Raw genomic sequence first — 19,563 nt, 5'->3', positions numbered from 1 at the left:
TAAAGCTTGACTTTAAAAGCCGAATTTTACTCCAGAAATTGAAACTTAGTCCTGAAGTGCGTTAGGGATTGAAGCGGCATCCTTTTTTTTAAAAACCACTTAAAATAAATATATTGAACTACAATTAGACAGATTGCCACGTTGCATACTCCATGCAAAGACGTATAAAAAAAGATATAGCGTAAAGCCCGACCCTTGTGGTAACGCCCAAAGAATTGTATTAAATAAAAGTGCAAAAAAAAATCCCAAGTCTTAGACTCAGGATTTTAAATTATTAAAAATCTGATGACTATCTTACTAATTGCTTTTGCGAAGGCTTAAACTTAGTTAAAACAATGCCATCGACAGCAGCTTCATATTCCGCCATAGTTGGTGTTCTACCCAAAATTGTAGATAATACAACCACTGGTGTAGATGATAATAATGATTCTCCTTTTTTCTCGCCAGAATCTTTTACAACTCTACCTTGGAACAAACGTGTTGATGTTGCCATAACCGTATCGCCTGGTTCCGCTTTTTCTTGGTTACCCATACATAAGTTACAACCTGGACGCTCTAAGTACAGCATGTTTTCGTATTTGGTACGTGCTAATCCTTTTGGTGCGCTATCGTCAAATTCAAATCCTGAGTACTTTTGAAGTACTTCCCAATCGCCTTCTTCTTTTAACTCGTCTACAATATTATATGTTGGAGGTGCAACAACTAATGGCGCTTTAAATTCTACCTTACCTTGTTGTGCTTCAACATTCTTTAACATTTGAGCCAATATTTTCATATCGCCTTTATGTACCATACAAGATCCTACGAATCCTAAATCTACTTTTTTAGTGCCGCCGTAGTAAGATAATGGCCTAATGTTATCATGCGTGTAACGTTTAGAAACATCTTCGTTATTTACATCTGGATCTGCAATCATTGGTTCAGCAATTTCATCTAAATCAATAATAACTTCAGCATAATACTTTGCGTTTGAATCTGGTCTTAACGATGGTTTAATTCCGGTTTTAAGCTCCGTAATTCTAGTTTCTGCTTTATCAACAAGACCTTGAAGCACTTGTTTTGCATTGTCCATACCTTTTTCAATCATGATTTGGATACGACCTTTTGCAATTTCTAAAGATTCGATTAAGGTATCATCTTCAGAAATACAGATAGATGCTTTTGCTTTCATCTCTGCCGTCCAATCTGTAAATGTGAAAGCTTCGTCTGAAGTTAAAGTTCCAATATGAACCTCGATTACACGTCCTTGGAATACGTTTTCACCGCCAAATTGCTTTAACATTTGAGATTGCGTTGCATGAACAACATCACGGAAATCCATATACGATTTCATTTGTCCTTTAAAAGTTACTTTAACCGATTCTGGAATTGGCATAGAAGCCTCGCCTGTAGCTAATGCTAAAGCAACGGTTCCTGAATCTGCTCCGAAAGCAACACCTTTAGACATACGTGTATGAGAATCTCCACCAATAATGATGTCCCAATCACCCACCGTAATATCGTTAAGCACTTTATGAATAACATCGGTCATTGGGAAGTATTTTCCTTTTGGATCACGACCAGTAATTAAACCAAAGTCGTTCATAAAGCTCATTAATCTTGGAATATTAGCTTTAGATTTATCATCCCAAACTGATGCTGTATGACAACCTGATTGGTACGCACCGTCTACAATTGGAGAAATAACTGTTGCAGCCATCATCTCTAATTCTTGAGAAGTCATTAATCCTGTAGTATCCTGAGACCCTACAATATTTACTTCTGCACGAACGTAAGAACCTGCATGTAAGGTTGCTCCAGAAGTTCCTACTGCATTCTTATTAAATATTTTTTCCACAGCTGTTAAACCTTGTCCTTCAATAGATACTTCTTTTGAAGGCGCATATACTTGAGGTGCTTCGATACCTAAAGTTTTAGCTGCAAATGTTTGTAATTTTTTACCGAAAACAACAGCGTAAGAACCGCCCGCTTTCATGAACTCCATTTTCTGTGGTGTAAATGCCGCAGAAATGTCTTTTAATTCTGTATCTCCGTTATATAATTTTTTCTCTTTTGTGTTAATTGTAAGTACCGTTCCTGTTGCTACAGAGTAGGTTTCTTTTAATACTGGTTCTCCGTCTTTATCACGAATTGTTTTTCCATCTGCATCTTTTTGAATTACCCAGTTTTTCAGGTCTAAACCAATACCACCAGTTACGCCAACCGTAGTTAAAAAAATTGGAGCAATACCATTTGTACCAGCAATTACTGGAGCAATATTAATAAATGGCACGTAAGGACTAGACGAAATACCTGTCCATAAAGCTACATTATTTACACCAGACATTCTTGAAGAACCAACGCCCATGGTTCCTTTTTCTGCAATAAGCATCACACGTTTATCTGGGTGCTGAGCTTTTAAAGCTAACACTTCTTTTTGCATGTCTTTATTATGCTCAAAAATACATTGCCCGTGTAATTCTCTATCTGAACGCGAGTGCGCATCTCCTCCTGGAGATAATAAATCGGTAGAAATATCACCAACTCCGGCAATATAAGTTACGACTTCAATTTCTTCGTCTATTTCTGGTAGTTTAGTAAAGAATTCAGCTTTTGCATAACTTTCGATAATATCTTTTGCAATTGCACTTCCTGAATTCAAAGCGTTTTCTAAACGGTCTGTATCAGCTTCGTACAAGAAAACTTGAGTTTTTAAAACTTTGGCCGCTTCCTCAGCGATAGCAGTATCGCTGCCTAAAGCTAAATCTAATAACACCTCAACCGAAGGTCCACCTTTCATGTGTGATAACTGCTCGAAAGCAAATGCAGGTGTAATTTCTTTAACAATTGACTCTCCTAAAATAATTTCTTTTAAAAACTTAGCTTTTACACCAGCAGCACTCGTGGTCCCTGGTAAAACATTGTAGATAAAAAAGTTAAGAGAATCCTCTCTATATTCGTTATCTAAATCTTTAATTTGGGTAATGATTGCGCTTAGTAATTCGGCACCATCAATTGGCTTAGGATGAAGTCCTTGACCTCTTCGTTTTTCAATCTCCTTGATGTAATCTTTATAAATACTCATAAAAGAAGTTTTTTCAGTATTAAATTGGCCTCAATTATTAAATCTAAGCCAAATAGTTAATTATTTTTTAGTTCTACAAACTTAATGAATTAAAGCAAAGTTTTAAAAAGAAACACTAGAATACAACAAGTAATTATAGTTATTTATTATAGTGATATTATTAATTTGATTGATTATGGTTTTACTACTATTTTACTAATAAAATTGATTATTATTTAAGCTAATCACAAAAATACCTTCTTATAGACTTCAAATCTCTTAAATCGGTCATTGGTTTTTCAAAAAACCTGTATAGTAAAAAAGCTAGGGCAAAGGAAGAAAGCCAGTAAACAGCCAATAAAATTATTTTTATAAATACAGATTGCACCTCAATATTTATAAAATGTTGCATTGTAAGTAATATTAAAGAGTAATTAACAAGATACAAACCGTATGACAAAATACTTATTTGGGTAATTTGAGATTTAAATCTATTCGATTGGTCCCAATTAACAAATACTGGAAACAGCAACAACAAGCTAATGGATAAAAGTGGTAAATAAAATATATTGAAAAAAAGTGTTGCATGTTCTGGCTGTAAATCAAATCCAAAAATCAAAATATGAATTCCCAAAAAAAGGACTAATCCAATCCAAAAAAAACGGCGTTCAAATTGCTTTACAAAACTATTGAAATTATAAATTAAGAATGCCGCCAAAAAACCGTAGTATATACTATCAATTCTATATATAACCACTTTTCTTATCTCCTGACTCCATTCATGCATTGATTGTATTTTATTACTTAAATGAAAATTAAACCTCAAGCAAGTCACTAAAATTATAATACCTAAAACTGTAATTAAAAACAATTGGTTTTTGGATGTTTTTTTAAAATAAGAAACCAAAATAAACAAAAGTAAAGGGCCAATTATATAAGCATACTCCTCAATAGATAAACTCCATGCTTCGGTAAAAAAATTAGGATGTGGGCTATTAAAATTTTGTAAAAATCCAAAATAAGTAATTACTTCATTTATAATTTTTCCTTTCAAGACATATAACGCCAGGATATTTAGTGAAAGAATTAAAAAATAATTTGGTAAAGTTCTAAACCAACGACGCATCCAGAAATAACAAAAATCTTTAAATTTAGTCTTTCCTTTTTGTAGTTGCTTTAAAATAATTGTTCCAATGAGGTATCCACTTAGTACAAAAAATAAATCGACACCAATAGTTCCAAAAAATTGAATTATGGTAATTAATAAATGTTGTTGATTAGGAAATAATAAAAGCGTTGAATGTGAAAATAAAACCATTAGGATAGCAATTGCTCGAAGAACATCTAATCCAAAGATTCTATTTTTATAATCTATATACATCGAAGCCCGTTCAATGTAACTAATTTAAAATAAACTCTTAATAATCTGCGCTTCTGAAACGCCTTCTGCTTCTGCTTTATAATTTTTAATGATTCTATGACGTAATATACTTTGAGCTACGGCTTGAACGTTTTCAATATCAGGAGAAAATTTACCATGTATTGCAGCATGAGTTTTTGCTGCTAATATTAAATTTTGCGATGCTCTAGGGCCTGCACCCCAATCTAAATAAGTTTTTACTAAATCTGGAGCTGCTTCTGAATTTGGTCTTGTTTTCCCCACCATAGAAACCGCATATTCAATAACATTATCCGCCACAGGTATACGGCGAATTAAATGTTGAAAATCTACAATATGCTGAGCAGAAAATAAAGCATTTACTTTAACTTTAATATCTGAAGTTGTTGCTTTTACAACTTGTACTTCTTCCTCGTAAGTTGGGTAATCCAAATTAATAGCAAACATGAAACGATCCAGTTGTGCTTCTGGCAAAGGATATGTTCCTTCTTGTTCTATTGGATTTTGCGTTGCTAAAACAAAATATGGTAAATCTAAATTGTAATGATGACCAGCTACAGTAACAGAGCGTTCTTGCATAGCTTCTAGCAAAGCGGCTTGTGTTTTCGGCGGTGTTCTATTAATCTCGTCTGCTAAAATGATGTTTGCAAAAATTGGGCCTTTTATAAATTTAAAATGACGGTCTTCATCTAAAATCTCACTTCCTAAAATATCACTAGGCATTAAATCTGGAGTAAACTGAATACGTTTAAAATCTAAGCCTAATGCTTGAGCAATGGTATTTACCATTAATGTTTTTGCTAAACCTGGGACACCAATTAATAATGAATGCCCTCCAGAGAAAATTGAAATAAGAATTTGAGTAACTACTTCGTCCTGTCCAATTATGACTTTGGAAATTTCTGTTTTTAAATCTTTAAATTTTTTTACAAATTCCTCTATTGCAGCGACATCAGACATATTAACTATTTTTTTAACCAGTTTCCAGAAAAATCACATCCTTTATGTTCTTTACTTATTTTAACATAGGTATCAATAATTTTTTCATCTTGCCACTTTTCAATAGCTCTAATTTTCTTTTCTTCTAATGCTAAACCTTTAATTTTCAAATAATCACGTGCATAATCAGCTTGGTGTTCATCAATTCTATCAGTAACCGTTAGGAGTTTAAATTTTTGCCCACCAGTTCTATCTTCTTCCCTTAATACCAAACTCACTTCTTCATCTTTTAAGTTTTGAATTTGAGCATATAATTCTGGATCCATTCTTGTTAACTCAAAATTATAATCTTGTGTTGTTGGGTTTATCAATTGACCACCATCACTTCTAGTCTCTTTTTCATCACTAACTTCTCTTGCTGCATCAGCAAAAGAAATATCACCAGCAACAATGCGCTCTCTAACTTTTTCAAGACGCTCCTTAGCTTCTTGAATAGCTTCACTAGACACTTGAGGGGTTAATAAAATATGGGCAACATCATATTCTTGCCCTCTAATTTTTTCTAAGGTAATAATATGATAACCATATTCCGTTTTGAATGGCTCAGAAACTTCGCCTTCTTGTAATGCAAACGCTACTTGCCTAAACTCTTTAACCATTTTTGGTTGCTTTTTGTTAAGCGTATATTTACCTCCTCTACTTGCAGAGCCAGGGTCTTGCGAATATAAAACAGCTTTAGAACGGAAACTTGCTCCTTTTTCAATAATATCTGCTTTAAATTGTTTTAAACGGTTAATGATTTTTTGATTTTCTTCATCAGAAACTTTAGGTTCAGCCACGATTTGTGCAACTTTAAGCTCTGTACCAAAATTTGGTCGTTCATCCTCTGGTATTTTATTGAAAAAAGCTCTAACCTCTTCTGGTGTAATTTCAACTTCTTCAACAATTTTAGCTTGCATTCTCTGAGCTAATAAGTTTGATTTATTTATCTCAAACATTTCATCTCTAAAACTTTGCTCATCGTCTTTATTATAAAACTCTAAAAGACGCTTCATAGACCCATTTGTTTGTTGTAAAAACTGTTGAATTTGATAATCAACATTTTTTCTTACCTCAGCATCTGAAACAGGTAGACTATCTTGAATAGCATGATGTGCATAGAGTTTTCTTTCTAACATCAAACCGAATAACTCACAATCTTCAACACCTTCAATGGAACCTCCGCTTGCTTTTATTTGATCCTTTTCTTTTTGAATATCTGATTCTAAAACTATAAAATCTCCAACTACAGCAGCAACACCATCAACTTTAAAGGCATTTGATGTATCAACAGAATCTACTTTTTTAATAACCTCTTCCTTCTTAACTTCATCTTCAATAATTTCTTGGGCGCCAATAGTATTTACTGCTAACAAGACTACACATAAAATAATTATGTGTTTAAGGTTAATTGTATATTTCAAATTGTTTGTTTTTAATCGCATCTTTTGTGATATCTTTTTCTAATTCTCTAATAAATTCGAGCTTACGTTTATTAATGACTATTTGGTCGATTGTAGGCTTAACATATTCTAACGGTGCCGTGTCATTTCTAACTAAAACATCATTAATTTGCATCAAATATACTCCTAATGAATCTTTGAGTTGTACAAAATTAGATTTTTTTAACAGTTGATTTCTGTTTTCTGGATTTACAGATGGAATTTTTTTAATTACTTGACTTAATTTAATCCAAATAGAGTCGTTAAGTGAGTAAGATTTAAATTGAATTGAGATAGAATCTAAAGCCCTTTTATCTTCGTTATTGTAACGTTTTAGCTTCTTTTTTATATTTTCAAAATCAATAATATTTTCGTTAACATGGATATAACGAAACTTAATAAGTTCTTCGTTCAACTTAAAAACTTCTTTATTATTACTATAATATGATTCTGCTTCTTGATAAGAAACATCTCTATTTATGCTACGCTTTACTAAAGCTTCAATATAGGCCTTACTATATAAATCATTTTTATATTGATCAACCAATCTATTAAAAGCTTCTTGTTTTTCTTCTGTTAAATTTAGTTTAGCACCATCAACAAATAATTGCTGAGTAGCCCAACGCTTAATAAAATTTTTAATTAAAAGTGTACTATCTTCTTTTGATGCGTCTTCTGAAACCAAGCCTTTAATATCATCTTTATAAAGATAATTATTATTAACTCTAGCTATTGCTTCTTGCTCATCCGAATTTTTTAATAAGTCGCAAGAACTTACTAATACTAGTAATAATAATAAAATGACTTTAACGCGCACCTTTAGTTTTTAAGTTTTGTTTTAATAGCTTTTAATGTTTCTTGATTCAAAGCTATTTTATATTTATCCTTTAAGTTTTCAATCCAGTTTTCTTCTTTATAATTTTGATAATCGCTTATAACATTGCCTTTAGCGTCTTCAAATGATTTTTGTGTTTGCGGCAATACCTCTTTTACTTTAACCAACACAAAAGCATCGTTATGTTTATAAATTTCTGAAAGCCCTTTTTTAAATTCAAAATTATCTGGAAGCGCTTGGTGTTTAGCATCCATAATACCTGTTGTAAAAATAACATCAATTTTGACACCACTGTTCACAATTGATTTTATTTCATCTAACTCTATTTCTTTACTTAAAAGTTTAGATACTTTTTTTAGTGTTTTTTGTTTTGCTGAAACCGCTACAATAGCATCCACACGCTCTGGCAACATATAATTTGTTTTATGGTTATCATAATACGCCTGTATAGCTGTTGAATCGGTTTTTGCTGTGTTCCATATTGTTGTTTCCATAAGATCAAACAATAATAAACCATCTCTGTACTCTGAAACTATGTATGCATAGTCTTCGTTTTCTTCTTCTAAATGGTCTTCTTGATATTTAATCAAGTTTTTATTTAAAAATAAATTAAACTTTTTTGATACTAATAATTTAATTGGTTCCTTGCCAGAATTATCACGCTGGGTATTGGTTAAATAGACTCCAAAATCATTATAAGAAAATTGCTTCTCACCTATTTTAACTAAATCTTGACGCCCATTAAAATCTGCTGGAAGCTTCCAAGTTTTTTTAAAATAGTCATCATTTAAAATAGAAACAAAGTAATCTAAATTTGGAGGCGTATCGCTAATACTATATTTTACCCTAAGCTTGTTTGTAAGGGCTTTATCAATTAGTTTTGAACGGCTATCGCGTCTTACTTTTTCTACTAATTCTGATTTAATAGCTTCAAAACCAGGTATAGGAGTAATTTCATGTAACTTTACAATGTGCCATCCAAAATCGGTTTTAAAAGGCTCAGAAACATCGTTAATATTTTTTAAACCAAAAGCCACATCTTCAAATTCTTTGGCTCTTAATTGCCCTCCAGAAAATGCTCTAAGCTTTCCGCCTTTTGAAGCAGAGTTTTTATCATCAGAAAATTGTTTAGCTAAAGCTTCAAAAGTTTCACCTTGATTTAATTTTTTATAAATATCTTGAATTCTAACTTCTGGTTTTTCTGCTAAAGAATCTTTTTTGTTTTCCATAACCATAATATGAGAAACCGTACGCTCTCCTCTTGATTCTCGCTTGTCTAAAATATTTACTATATGATAACCAAAACGTGTTCTAAATGGTTCTGAAATACCGCCCACATTCGTATTAAAAGCTGCATTTTCAAACTTATAAACCATTTTAAAACCTCCAAAATACCCCAACTTTTCACCATAAATGGATTGTCCGTTGTGTACTTCTGCTCTTACTTTTTCAAAACCTTCTTTTAAAGCTCTCTCTTTTAATTTAGTTATTTTATTATATGCCGCCAATGAATCTTGTGGGCTTGCATTTTCGTCAACTTTTATTAAAATATGATTTGCATTAACCTCGTACAACATACGCTCATAGGCTTCTGCTACTAATTTATCTGTTACCTTAGAATCTGTTATATAATTTTTGGCTAATTGCTTTTTGTAATTAGCAAGTTCTCTTATATAGGAAGGTTTATTTTGTAAGCCCAAAGTTTTAGCCTCTTCAAGCTTTAATTTATAGTTAGTAAAAAGCTTTAAATATTCGTCAACATCTTTTTGGGACTCATCTTGAACCAAATCTAGGTTTTTGTTATAAACTCTCAGAAATTCTGAAGCATATACAGGTTTACCTTCAATTGTAAAAAGCACATCGTTATCAACTGATTGTGCCTCTACATTTAGCATGAATAATGCTAAAAATAAAGTAAATAAATATCTTAATATCATAGAGTAATTTTTTTTCAACGCTTACAAAAATAATAATATAAACGTATAATACAAGTTGTTTTGCTAACGATTAAAAAAAGTAATTATTATATACTCAATACTTTAAACAACGAATTATATTTCATTCTTTTAACTTTATATTTGAGCAAAATTTCACAACACTCATAATCACTGAAAATAGTTAACAAAACATATGCGTAAACTAAAACTAATTTGGGACTTTCATGGTCCTGATGCCAGCAAAATTGCAGAACACCACGAAATACACCTTAAAGAATACATCCAATTAGAAAAATTAAATATTACCATTACAGGAATTGAAAATTTAAGTAATATACACACCATTGCATTTTTGGTGATTGATGAAAACAAAATGAAACCTATAAGAGATGTTTTAAAACCACATAGAGGACAAGTTTATACAGAAAATGCTTGATACATTATTTATTGAATTTATTATACCATTTTTGATTTTATCAACTTGAATTTGTCAGAAAAATAAACTAACTTCGTTACATCGAATATAAGTCATTAAAACGACGTCATATTCGCTTAGTTGGAGTGAATTCCTGCGTTATTCACTCCAACGTCCCCGCGAATAAGATTTGGAGCGACTGCCAAAAGGCACTCACACCAACAACGAATAAAATTCATTGAAACAAATCTTATTCGCGGGGACGTAACGAAAACCAAAAATTTCAACGCTTAGGATACTGCTTCCTTATGTTCCAAATCAGTTCTTCCAAGCCATTTAGCTTCAATTCATAAACCTGTTCCAACATCGTACCTAATTTTCCTTTTGGAAACCCCTTGTTATGATACCAAACCACATAATATTCGGGTAAATCAATTAAGTAACGGTCTTTATATTTTCCGAAAGGCATTTTAGTATGTGCCAAGTCTATTAAAAATTGTTTATCGGGCAGCATTTGGTTATTGGTTATTGGTTATTGGTTATTGGAACTTAGTAATTATTATTTAGAAGTTGATTTATATTTAGAGTACTTTTTAAGCTCAGTATCTATATAAATTTTCCATGTAGTCTGATATTCAAAATTTCTAGAATAATCAGTTTCATTATCATACTTGTCTTGCATCTGCGCCAATTCAACATTAATATCATTATGCATTTTCTTAAGCTGCCTCCTAACGTTATTCGAAACTTTTAATTGGCTAATTCTATATCTAAACTTACGTGCATATAATTCAGTAATATCAAAATGTAATTGTTCGTGTCCTAAAATATGATTATCGGCCTGTTTAATTTTATACCAAGATTGCTCAGGATAAAAATGTGCAAACACTTCAGTTGTAAAACTAACCACTTCGTTTTTATCAGTTTGAGTAATAGAAAACCCAAATGTAATACCCGAAGCTGTTATAGCAACTGCGCTTTCATTCATATTGGGTTTGTCTTTAAAATCTGCCCAAGATAATTTGTAAGATGCGTTCCAAGGTAAAACTGGTTCTTCATCTTGAACACAAACAAAACATAAAAATAAAAGAAGCATTCTAACCACAGAAACATTATAGGTTTAGTAAATTATAATTTAAACCAAAGTATAAACAGATTGTTACACTGCGTTCACAATAACGTAGCTATAAAACGAACAGCCTTAAATCTTATTGTTTTACCTCAACAATAGTTAAATCGTTGTACTTAACAAGGTAAACAGAGTCATTAAAATAGCCTCCAAAAAGTTTCTTGGTATAGGCAAACTTATTTTCAACATACTCCGTTAAGGGTGCATTATTTACTGATGCATATAAATCTTCAGAAGACACCAAACGCAATACCACATCCATAGTTAAATCAAAACCTTTAACCGCTCTTTTATTAGGCGTAATATTATAAAGCTTAGTATACTCTTTAACAAAAGTATTATTATCATTCTCGCTATACTCTTTTGAGGCGGTAGCAAAATGAAACTGTAAATTAGACAAGTGTGTATTGTTTATTTGCTCACCCTCAAAAGCTGAGTTAATATTGGTAGTGACCAATAAAATTTCTGGAGCAGCTTCCTCTTCTTTTTCAGGATTTATTCTATTATTTAAAGATGCCAAAACACTCGTTACGTTTGATGCATACCCTTCATTTTGAGTTTCTAAGAACACCATGTTTTTTCCAGGTTTTAAGGCAGCTTCAATATCCTCTTTAATTACAAAAAACTCATCTTCACCTTCTTTATTCTTCCTTGAATACACCACCTTAGCCGCATTAAACTCACGCTTCAATTCATTTGCAATGGTTATATTTTTGGTATCAGTAATAACAACAATGTTTTCTACCAGCGTATCAGATTTCACAAAATTAATAACCTTGGTTTTCAATAAATCATCAGATGGCCTAGACTGGAACACATTATCATGCAATTTTAAATTTGTTCCTATTGGAGAAATTACAGGCGTATTATACTTTTTTAATTCCTTGGCTACTGTATTAAAACTAGCAGGTGTTAATGGTCCTATAACCGCATCAACATTTTCAAAATCATTTTCGCTTAAAATTCTTGACACCTCACTAACTTCGTATCGTGTATCATAAACATCAACCTTTAAAGAGAGTCCTAAGGATTTTAGCGAATCTAAAGCCATTAAAACTCCCGAATGAAAATCGAGAGACACATTTAAATATGGGTCTTTCTTTAAACTCTTTTTAGCATCACTTATAGAATCAAAATCAACACGATGCATTCTAAAAGGCAACATAATAGCAATGTGCTTTGTGTTATAATCCGATATACTATCAATCAAACTTATAGCTGCTTTTTCAGCACCAACTACACCTTCAACAGCATCAGTAAAAGGTATTTTTAAAATCATTCCAGACTTTAAGCCCGTTTCTTTTAATCCTGGATTTAAAGCCTCTATTTCATCTTGTTCAAGGTCTAATTTAAGTTTTAAACGATAAAACCCTTCTTTTGGCAAGACCTTATAATAACTATACTGATTGTCAAACTGTTTCTGCTCATCCTCTTCTATATTAGGTACATTAATAATAGCACCTTCCTCTAAAACCTCAGCCATATCTGGGTTTAGAACTTCCAATTCTTCAACCGAAATTCCGAATTTATAAGCAATACGCCATTTACCTTCTTTAGGCAAAACCGTATAGGTTTTTGTAGTAGCAACTTCCTCAATAATCTCAGTAATTTTATAATTCGGAATTTGAAGTTTATCACCTTTACGCAACGGATTAGAATACAAAAATTTATTATATTTCTTAATATCCTCCTCAGCGACATTATACTTTTTAGACAAGCTATAAAGCGTTTCTTTACGTTTCGTTTTATGCTCCTTAAAACCTTGTAACTCTTTATTAACAGTAACCTTAGGCTTTAAAGCTTTAGATATTGGTATAATTAAAACCGTATTAGGTTTCAATTCCTTTTTAGCATCAGGGTTTAACTTATAAATATCTAAAGGCGTTACAAAATAACGTTTTGCAATCCCCTCAATAGTTTCTCCCTTTTTAACGTTGTGCGTACTAAAGTTCTGCGCTTCAACAGTAGTAAAACCAAATGCTAAAAACAAAACAAATACTAATAAAAATCTCTTCATGTTGTTGTATCTCCTGGATAAATATAATAAAACCTGACTACTTAATAATATACGTTCCATATCTCTATTACAGACTAAAACGAAATCTCTTTTCTTAACATTAGCACATAACATGCCAAAATTTTATTTGGGCGTTACCCAAGGGTCGGGCTATTCGTTACAAGTCCTCGCACCTCCTTCGTCGGGCTGTGGGCTTTCCACTACTATCCCTAACGCGGGCAAATCTGCAAAATTAGTTTCAGTTCCAGTCTCAGTAACCACTTATAACTTCCAGCTTCTAGCTAATTTACTCCCATTCAATTGTAGCTGGCGGTTTCGAACTAATATCATAAACTACTCTATTAACGCCTTTAACCTTATTTATTATATCGTTAGATGTTTTTTGCAAAAACTCGTATGGTAAGTTTACCCAATCGGCAGTCATACCATCAGTACTTTCTACAGCTCTTAGTGCTACACATTTTTCATAAGTACGCTCATCTCCCATTACACCAACACTATTAACAGGTAATAACATAGCTCCTGCTTGCCAAACCTTATCGTAAAGCCCCCAATCTTTTAAACCTTGAATAAAAATATGGTCTACCTCTTGTAGCATACGTACTTTTTCGGCAGTAATATCACCCAAAATACGAATCCCTAATCCAGGACCAGGAAATGGATGACGCCCAAGTAATTCTGGATCAATACCCAAAGTTGTTCCTACACGCCTTACTTCATCCTTAAAAATAGCACGAAGAGGCTCTACTATTTTAAGCTTCATAAAATCTGGTAAACCTCCTACGTTATGATGACTTTTAATAGTAGCTGACGGGCCACCTGTAGCGGAAACACTCTCAATAACATCAGGATAAATAGTACCCTGTGCCAACCATTTTACATCTTCTAATTTATGTGCCTCATCATCAAACACTTCAATAAAAGCGTTTCCAATAGCTTTACGTTTTTTCTCTGGGTCTTCAATACCTTTTAAAGCATCTAAAAATCGTTTAGAAGCATCAACCCCTTTAACGTTAAGTCCCATACCCTCATACTGGTTTAGTACGCTTTCAAATTCATCTTTACGAAGCAAACCATTATTTACAAAAATGCAATACAGGTTTTTCCCTATAGCCTTATTTAGTAAAACAGCCGCTACAGTAGAATCTACACCTCCCGAGAGACCTAAAACCACTTTGTCATTTCCAACTTTAGCTTGAATAGCTTCAACCGTTTCTTCAACAAAAGAATCTGGTGTCCAATCTTGATTGATATCTGCAATTCTTACTAAAAAATTTTCTAATATCTGCTTACCATCTTTTGAATGATAAACCTCAGGATGAAATTGAATTGCATAAGTCGTTTCACCTTCAATTCTATAGGCTGCATTTTCAACATCATTTGTACTAGCTAATAAAACAGCTCCTGTTGGTAATGCTTTAATAGTATCGCTATGACTCATCCAAACTTGGCTACCTTCAGAAATGCTAGAAAAAAACGGCTCACCCTTTTGGATAAAAGATAAATTTGCACGACCATATTCTCTTGTGTTTGATGGTGCCACTTCACCTCCTGAAAAATGAGCTAAATATTGAGCGCCGTAGCAAACAGCAAGCATTGGTTTTTTACCTCTAATTTCTGATAAATCTGGATGCAATGCATCTTCACCCCTTACTGAGTTTGGGCTACCAGAAAGAATTACAGCTTTGTATTCTGCTATATTTGTTGGAATTTTATTAAATGGATGTATTTCGGAGTATATGTTGAGTTCTCTAACTCTACGAGCAATAAGCTGAGTGTATTGCGATCCGAAGTCTAAAATTAATACCTTGTCATGTTGCATGCGCAAAAATAGGAATTGATTTTAAAATGACGAATTTGGAATACCTCTTTTTTTATTAATTTTTAAACCATAGAATCTAAAATCATTTCTATATCCTTTTCAGTAGTATCTGGATTGATAAAACAAAATCGTGAAACAGTTTCAAAACTATCTCCATTTTTCCATTTTGTAGGGGTTACCAATGCAAAACCATTCTTGTGGTTTTGATAAGTCCAATGTGTGTAATCTTCAGGCTCCCAATCAATTCTTCTATATAAAACACAAGATAAACTTGGTACTCTCACCAACTCTACATGGGGTTTACCTTCAATCAGCTCTCCTGCAATTTGAGCTAACTCAATACCTCGCTCTACTGCTTCTTTGTACCTGTCTGTGCCGTGTGTTGCTAATGAAAACCATAATGGCAAGCCACGTACCCGACGTGTAAGTTGTATTTGATAATCTGTAGGGTTAAAACCATGTGCACCTTCATCTTTAAATATATCTAAGTATGACCCGTCTTGTGAGTGCGCTTGTTTTGCTAATTCGGGGTGTTTATAAATAACAGCGCCGCAATCGTATGGTGAAAACATCCATTTGTGTGGGTCTATGGTAATACTATCAGCTTCTTCTATACCGTTAAATAAATGGCGTACAGAATCTGCAACTAAGGCCCCTCCTCCATAAGCAGCATCAACATGAAACCACAAGTTTTCCTTTTTACTAACTTGAGCAATACCTTCTAAATCATCTACAATTCCAGCGTTAGTAGTTCCACCAGTTGCAACAACAGCAAACAGTCGTTGTCGTTGTTGTATTGGTAAATTATCGATTGCCTTTTGCAATGCCTCCTTCTCAAGTCTATCTTCAGTGTCAACTAATACCACATCTATATCGGCAACTTTTGCCATAGCTTTAATTGAGGAATGTGCGCCAATAGATGTTATAATAAGCCCTTTTTCAAGATTATTCCTCTGTTTTAGGTTCTCCAATATTCTCTAGCCGTTACGATTGCAGAAAGGTTAGCTGCCGTTCCTCCACTGGTAAATACCCCAAATGCACCTTTTGGTAATCCTGTTAAAGAAACAATCCAACGCATAGCTTCATTTTCGCAAAAAATACCACCAGCGCCTTCCATCCAATAAGCGCCATGAATACTGGAAGCAGAGGTGACCAAATCAAACATAACTGCTGCTCGTGTTGGCGATGCCGGCACAAAGGCTAAATGCCTAGGGTGGTCAATAGGCACATTCGATTTAGCTAGATGTTTTCGCCATAATTTAAATGCAACCTCACCACCAACTCCTTGTTTTGTGATGGTTTCACCAACCAAAGCTTTAAGCTCTTCTTCTTTTTTAGGTATACCAATTTTGTTCTTAGTGTTGGATAATCGGTCTATAACATACTTCATGACATCCATAGTCATGTCAACTAAATCTATATCTATTTTGTGCATTCTAGATAGTTATTATAGAAAATTTACTCTTTAAAGGCTCTAAACTTTCTAAAAGTTTTGGAATTAATCGCTCTCCATACTCCAAATAAAACTCAGAAAAATTAGTATTACGCTCTTGTAAACTTCCGTTTGGAAATAGTTCATTTTTAATATCTGTCATTCTTTGAACTTCATCAGAAAGTTTTCTTTTTTGTGCTTTTAATAGTCGCTTCTCAAGAGTATCAAGCCCTTTTAATTGTTTAATTTCTTGTGCTTTTACAGCTCCTAAAAAAGATTTATCGGTTTGTTCTGTTAGCTTAAACAACCCTTCAAATTGCTGTTTTAAATGTAATTTTTGAGGAGAAAAATCAATATCAATATTAGATATTTCTCTAACTTTTTTATTAATTAGAACATCTCTATTCAAAAACAAATCTTCTTTTGAAATATTTAATTTATGAAGTTTTTCTTCATGCTTTTCAGTTTGGATTAAAGCAGAATTTCTTAATAATAATATTGGAAATGGCATTTCTACTTCATCAAAATAATCTTTTAACTGCATCCAATAGGCCAATTCGCCACCTCCTCCAATATAACATAGATTAGGCAATACAACTTCTTGATACAACGGACGCATAATTACGTTAGGTGAAAATCGTTCTGGCGCCTTATTTAGATGTTTTAATATCTCACTCTCACTCCAAACAATATCTGTGTTTAACACTTTATAACTGTCATCCTCAAAAACAATACGCTCTCTTAAATTTTCTTTTAAATAGAATAAATTGATTTCTCGAGGATTAACTTGAATTTTATAATCTTCTGAAATGTTAGATAACCTTTCATTAGTTTTAGTAACCGCAGTAAATGCCGTTTTATTTAATAATTCAGTTTTAACAAAAGGAATAAATTGATTTTTTAATTCGGAATTATTGGCATCAATAATAACTAAACCATATGGTGCAAATAATTCATTAGCTAAAAACCTAGTAGCATCAGTAAGGTTATCATGATTTAGATAAGCTCTGTTAAAAAGATCTTTTAAACCCTGAGCATTTTCACCTTGCCCAAGCTCTTCAGAAAAAACTTTGAATACATCATTTAATCCCTCGATATTCAACTCTCCCACTGCTCCACTTGCTTCTTTATTCCATTGGAATTTCTTTCCCTTAAAATTAAAATAATTAATTTCATCAAAATCATGGTCTTCAGTAGCCATCCAATATACAGGTATAAAATTTTTATCTGGATATTTAGATTTTAGTGCTCTTGAAAGATTTATTGCAGACACTATTTTATATAAAAAATAGAGTGGACCAGTAAATAAATTAAGTTGATGACCTGTTGTAATAGTGAATGTATTTTCAGAACTTAAACTATTAATATGCTTTTCTGTTATTTGAGATGTTTGTATACCTTGATACTGCTTTTTTAAAACTGAAACTAATGTATTTCTGTCCTGTAAAGAAAAAGCATCTCCTTTTTGACTAATTTGATTTTTAAAATTATCAAGACTAGGAAAACGGTTATAAAATGTCCTCAATTCTTGTTTTTCATCTAAATAATCACAAATTAAAGATGAAAAATATCCTGTTTCACTAAATGCAATATGATTTTGTTTCATGTTATAATTAAGAATCATGTAAATATACAGCTATTCTAATTTTTGAAATCTAAAAAATACGTTAAGAGTTTATACGAATAATTATTCCTATAAAACTTACTAAATACGTAATCTAAAAAGTTTCTTAGACAAAAACCAAATACAATTTAATCATTTGTTTTTTAGGTATTTACAATAAAAAAATGTATTTTAATCCTAAAATAAAAAGTCATGAAAAAATCAAATTTATACAAGCTTCATTTAATAATATACCTTTTGCTATTTAGTTCCACCAGCGTTTTAGCTCAAGAAGTCAATTTAGATTTTAAAGAAATAGAGGCCAAAGTTATTGATAGCGACACAAAGAGTCCTTTAATTTTTACAGATATTCTTATTAAAAACTCAAATATTAGTACGGTTACCAATAGCGATGGAGAATTTCTTTTAAAAATACCAAATGCTTTTTCAGGAGGTAGTTTAATACTATCTCACTTAGGGTATAAGCAAACTGAAATAAAAATAGCTTTAATAAAAAAGCATGAAAAAATTGCGCTTAAGCCGGCAGTAACCGAATTAAATCAAATTAATATAACTACAACTACCAAAGATGCTAGAAAACTAGTTGAAGAAACGCTTAAAAAGAAAAGCAGTATTTACAATGACAATAACACTATTATGACTGCTTTTTATAGAGAAACTATTAAAAAACGTAGAAAAAACGCATCAATTTCAGAAGCCGTAATTAAAATACATAAGCAGCCTTATAACAATTTTAGAAATGATAATATTGAACTTATAAAAGCGAGAAAAAACACAAATTACTCTAAACTAGATACTGTAGCTCTTAAACTGCAAGGAGGTCCTTTTAGTAATCTATATACAGATATTATTAAATATCCTGATTTAATTTTCACTTCTGAAGACATTCCTCTGTATAAATTTAGTTTTGATAATTCTACAAGCATAAATAATCGTCATATTTATGTGATTAACTTTAAGCAAAAAAATGATGATGGCATCCCTCTTTATTTTGGAAAATTATATATTGATGCTGAAACTTTAGCGCTAACTAATGCCGTGTTCAGTTTAAATGTTTCAAATAGAGAATTATCTAGTAGAATGTATGTACGCAAAAAACCAAGAAAAGTTGATGTATATCCAACCGAAGCAACCTACAGAGTAAATTATCGAACAACAAACGGAAAATGGCATTATGCGTACAGTAATATATCATTAACATTTAAAGTAAATTGGAAAGGCAAACTATTTAATAGCACCTACACCTTAAATAGTGAAATGGCCATTACAGATTGGGAGATATATAATACCAAGCTTGCGAAAATAAGAAGCAGGTTAATTCGTCCTTCTACTATTCTAAATGAAAAGGCTTCTGGTTTTTCAGACCCAAGATTTTGGGGCACTTATAATATAATTGAACCTGAAAAATCTATTGAATCTGCAATAAAAAAAATACAAAAACAATTAAAAAGAACTTAGAAACTAAAATTTAATTAAAAAAATTTAGAACT

Annotated in this window: 13 protein-coding genes and 1 pseudogene; 2 read left to right on the top strand and 12 right to left on the bottom strand. The window is 32.1% G+C overall.

Translation table 11 applies throughout. The features are described 5' to 3' along the window. Positions 1-289 precede the first annotated feature (289 nt). The 6 genes from Q0870_RS13550 to Q0870_RS13525 all read right to left on the bottom strand — a co-directional run bounded on the left by Q0870_RS13550 (position 290) and on the right by Q0870_RS13525 (position 9,634). A complete protein-coding gene (locus tag Q0870_RS13550) occupies positions 290-3,064 on the bottom strand; it encodes a bifunctional aconitate hydratase 2/2-methylisocitrate dehydratase (RefSeq protein ID WP_298556200.1) in 2,775 nt (924 codons plus the stop codon). Between the two features lie 220 nt (positions 3,065-3,284). After that, positions 3,285-4,424 carry an acyltransferase gene (locus Q0870_RS13545; RefSeq protein WP_298556199.1) on the bottom strand — a complete coding sequence of 380 codons (1,140 nt, stop codon included), beginning with the start codon at positions 4,422-4,424 and terminating at the stop codon, positions 3,285-3,287. A 24-nt stretch (positions 4,425-4,448) separates the two neighbouring features. After that, positions 4,449-5,402: an AAA family ATPase gene (locus Q0870_RS13540; protein WP_298556197.1), complete on the bottom strand. Its 954-nt coding sequence runs from the start codon at positions 5,400-5,402 to the stop codon at positions 4,449-4,451. Between the two features lie 5 nt (positions 5,403-5,407). Further along, positions 5,408-6,844 (bottom strand): peptidylprolyl isomerase, encoded by a 1,437-nt coding sequence (locus tag Q0870_RS13535; RefSeq protein ID WP_363317969.1) that lies wholly within the window; start codon positions 6,842-6,844, stop codon positions 5,408-5,410. Continuing rightward, positions 6,828-7,679, bottom strand: coding sequence for a peptidyl-prolyl cis-trans isomerase (locus tag Q0870_RS13530; protein WP_298556193.1), 852 nt, complete (start codon positions 7,677-7,679; stop codon positions 6,828-6,830). Before Q0870_RS13530 ends, Q0870_RS13535 begins: the two co-directional genes overlap by 17 nt. Before the next feature lie 2 nt (positions 7,680-7,681). Further along, a complete protein-coding gene (locus Q0870_RS13525) occupies positions 7,682-9,634 on the bottom strand; it encodes a peptidylprolyl isomerase (protein ID WP_298556191.1) in 1,953 nt (650 codons plus the stop codon). A gap of 193 nt (positions 9,635-9,827) precedes the next feature. Here Q0870_RS13525 and Q0870_RS13520 point away from each other — a divergent pair, with 193 nt between their 5' ends. Beyond that, the gene (locus Q0870_RS13520; protein WP_298556190.1) at positions 9,828-10,070 is read left to right on the top strand and encodes a hypothetical protein; all 243 of its coding nucleotides are present in this window, start codon (positions 9,828-9,830) and stop codon (positions 10,068-10,070) included. Between the two features lie 262 nt (positions 10,071-10,332). On the opposite strand, the gene Q0870_RS13515 is transcribed toward Q0870_RS13520, so the two are convergent. The 6 genes and pseudogenes from Q0870_RS13515 to bshC form a co-directional block, all read right to left on the bottom strand. Continuing rightward, entirely contained in the window at positions 10,333-10,563 is a 231-nt protein-coding gene (locus Q0870_RS13515) for a DUF3820 family protein (protein ID WP_298556188.1), read from the bottom strand. Between the two features lie 45 nt (positions 10,564-10,608). Then, complete coding sequence (locus Q0870_RS13510; protein WP_298556186.1) at positions 10,609-11,145, bottom strand: DUF922 domain-containing protein; 537 nt, start codon at positions 11,143-11,145, stop codon at positions 10,609-10,611. A 112-nt stretch (positions 11,146-11,257) separates the two neighbouring features. After that, positions 11,258-13,195 (bottom strand): LysM peptidoglycan-binding domain-containing protein, encoded by a 1,938-nt coding sequence (locus Q0870_RS13505; RefSeq protein ID WP_298556184.1) that lies wholly within the window; start codon positions 13,193-13,195, stop codon positions 11,258-11,260. A gap of 286 nt (positions 13,196-13,481) precedes the next feature. Continuing rightward, a complete protein-coding gene (guaA, locus tag Q0870_RS13500; protein ID WP_298556182.1) occupies positions 13,482-15,017 on the bottom strand; it encodes a glutamine-hydrolyzing GMP synthase in 1,536 nt (511 codons plus the stop codon). 62 nt (positions 15,018-15,079) lie between these two features. Further along, positions 15,080-16,452, bottom strand: a pseudogene (locus Q0870_RS13495) (aminotransferase class V-fold PLP-dependent enzyme). Position 16,453: 1 nt separating this feature from the next. Then, positions 16,454-18,055, bottom strand: coding sequence for a bacillithiol biosynthesis cysteine-adding enzyme BshC (gene bshC / locus Q0870_RS13490; protein WP_298556180.1), 1,602 nt, complete (start codon positions 18,053-18,055; stop codon positions 16,454-16,456). 210 nt (positions 18,056-18,265) lie between these two features. On the opposite strand from bshC, the gene Q0870_RS13485 reads away from it, so the two are divergent. Next, the gene (locus tag Q0870_RS13485) at positions 18,266-19,531 is read left to right on the top strand and encodes a carboxypeptidase-like regulatory domain-containing protein (protein WP_298556178.1); all 1,266 of its coding nucleotides are present in this window, start codon (positions 18,266-18,268) and stop codon (positions 19,529-19,531) included. The last annotated feature ends 32 nt before the right edge of the window (positions 19,532-19,563 follow it).

The organism is uncultured Algibacter sp. (assembly GCF_947487575.1).
Lineage (GTDB): Bacteria > Bacteroidota > Bacteroidia > Flavobacteriales > Flavobacteriaceae > Algibacter_B.
The sequence above is the reverse complement of the archived record's forward strand: the minus strand, read 5'-3'. Positions and strand labels throughout refer to the sequence as shown.

Bases quoted from the DNA above. Each gene is read 5' to 3' on its own strand.
- Q0870_RS13485 (WP_298556178.1), top strand. From the start codon at position 18,266: ATGAAAAAATCAAATTTATACAAGCTTCATTTAATAATATACCTTTTG.
- Q0870_RS13520 (WP_298556190.1), top strand. From the start codon at position 9,828: ATGCGTAAACTAAAACTAATTTGGGACTTTCATGGTCCTGATGCCAGC.
- bshC (WP_298556180.1), bottom strand. From the start codon at position 18,055: ATGAAACAAAATCATATTGCATTTAGTGAAACAGGATATTTTTCATCT.
- Q0870_RS13525 (WP_298556191.1), bottom strand. From the start codon at position 9,634: ATGATATTAAGATATTTATTTACTTTATTTTTAGCATTATTCATGCTA.
- Q0870_RS13540 (WP_298556197.1), bottom strand. From the start codon at position 5,402: ATGTCTGATGTCGCTGCAATAGAGGAATTTGTAAAAAAATTTAAAGAT.
- guaA (WP_298556182.1), bottom strand. From the start codon at position 15,017: ATGCAACATGACAAGGTATTAATTTTAGACTTCGGATCGCAATACACT.
- Q0870_RS13510 (WP_298556186.1), bottom strand. From the start codon at position 11,145: ATGCTTCTTTTATTTTTATGTTTTGTTTGTGTTCAAGATGAAGAACCA.
- Q0870_RS13550 (WP_298556200.1), bottom strand. From the start codon at position 3,064: ATGAGTATTTATAAAGATTACATCAAGGAGATTGAAAAACGAAGAGGT.
- Q0870_RS13505 (WP_298556184.1), bottom strand. From the start codon at position 13,195: ATGAAGAGATTTTTATTAGTATTTGTTTTGTTTTTAGCATTTGGTTTT.
- Q0870_RS13545 (WP_298556199.1), bottom strand. From the start codon at position 4,424: ATGTATATAGATTATAAAAATAGAATCTTTGGATTAGATGTTCTTCGA.
- Q0870_RS13515 (WP_298556188.1), bottom strand. From the start codon at position 10,563: ATGCTGCCCGATAAACAATTTTTAATAGACTTGGCACATACTAAAATG.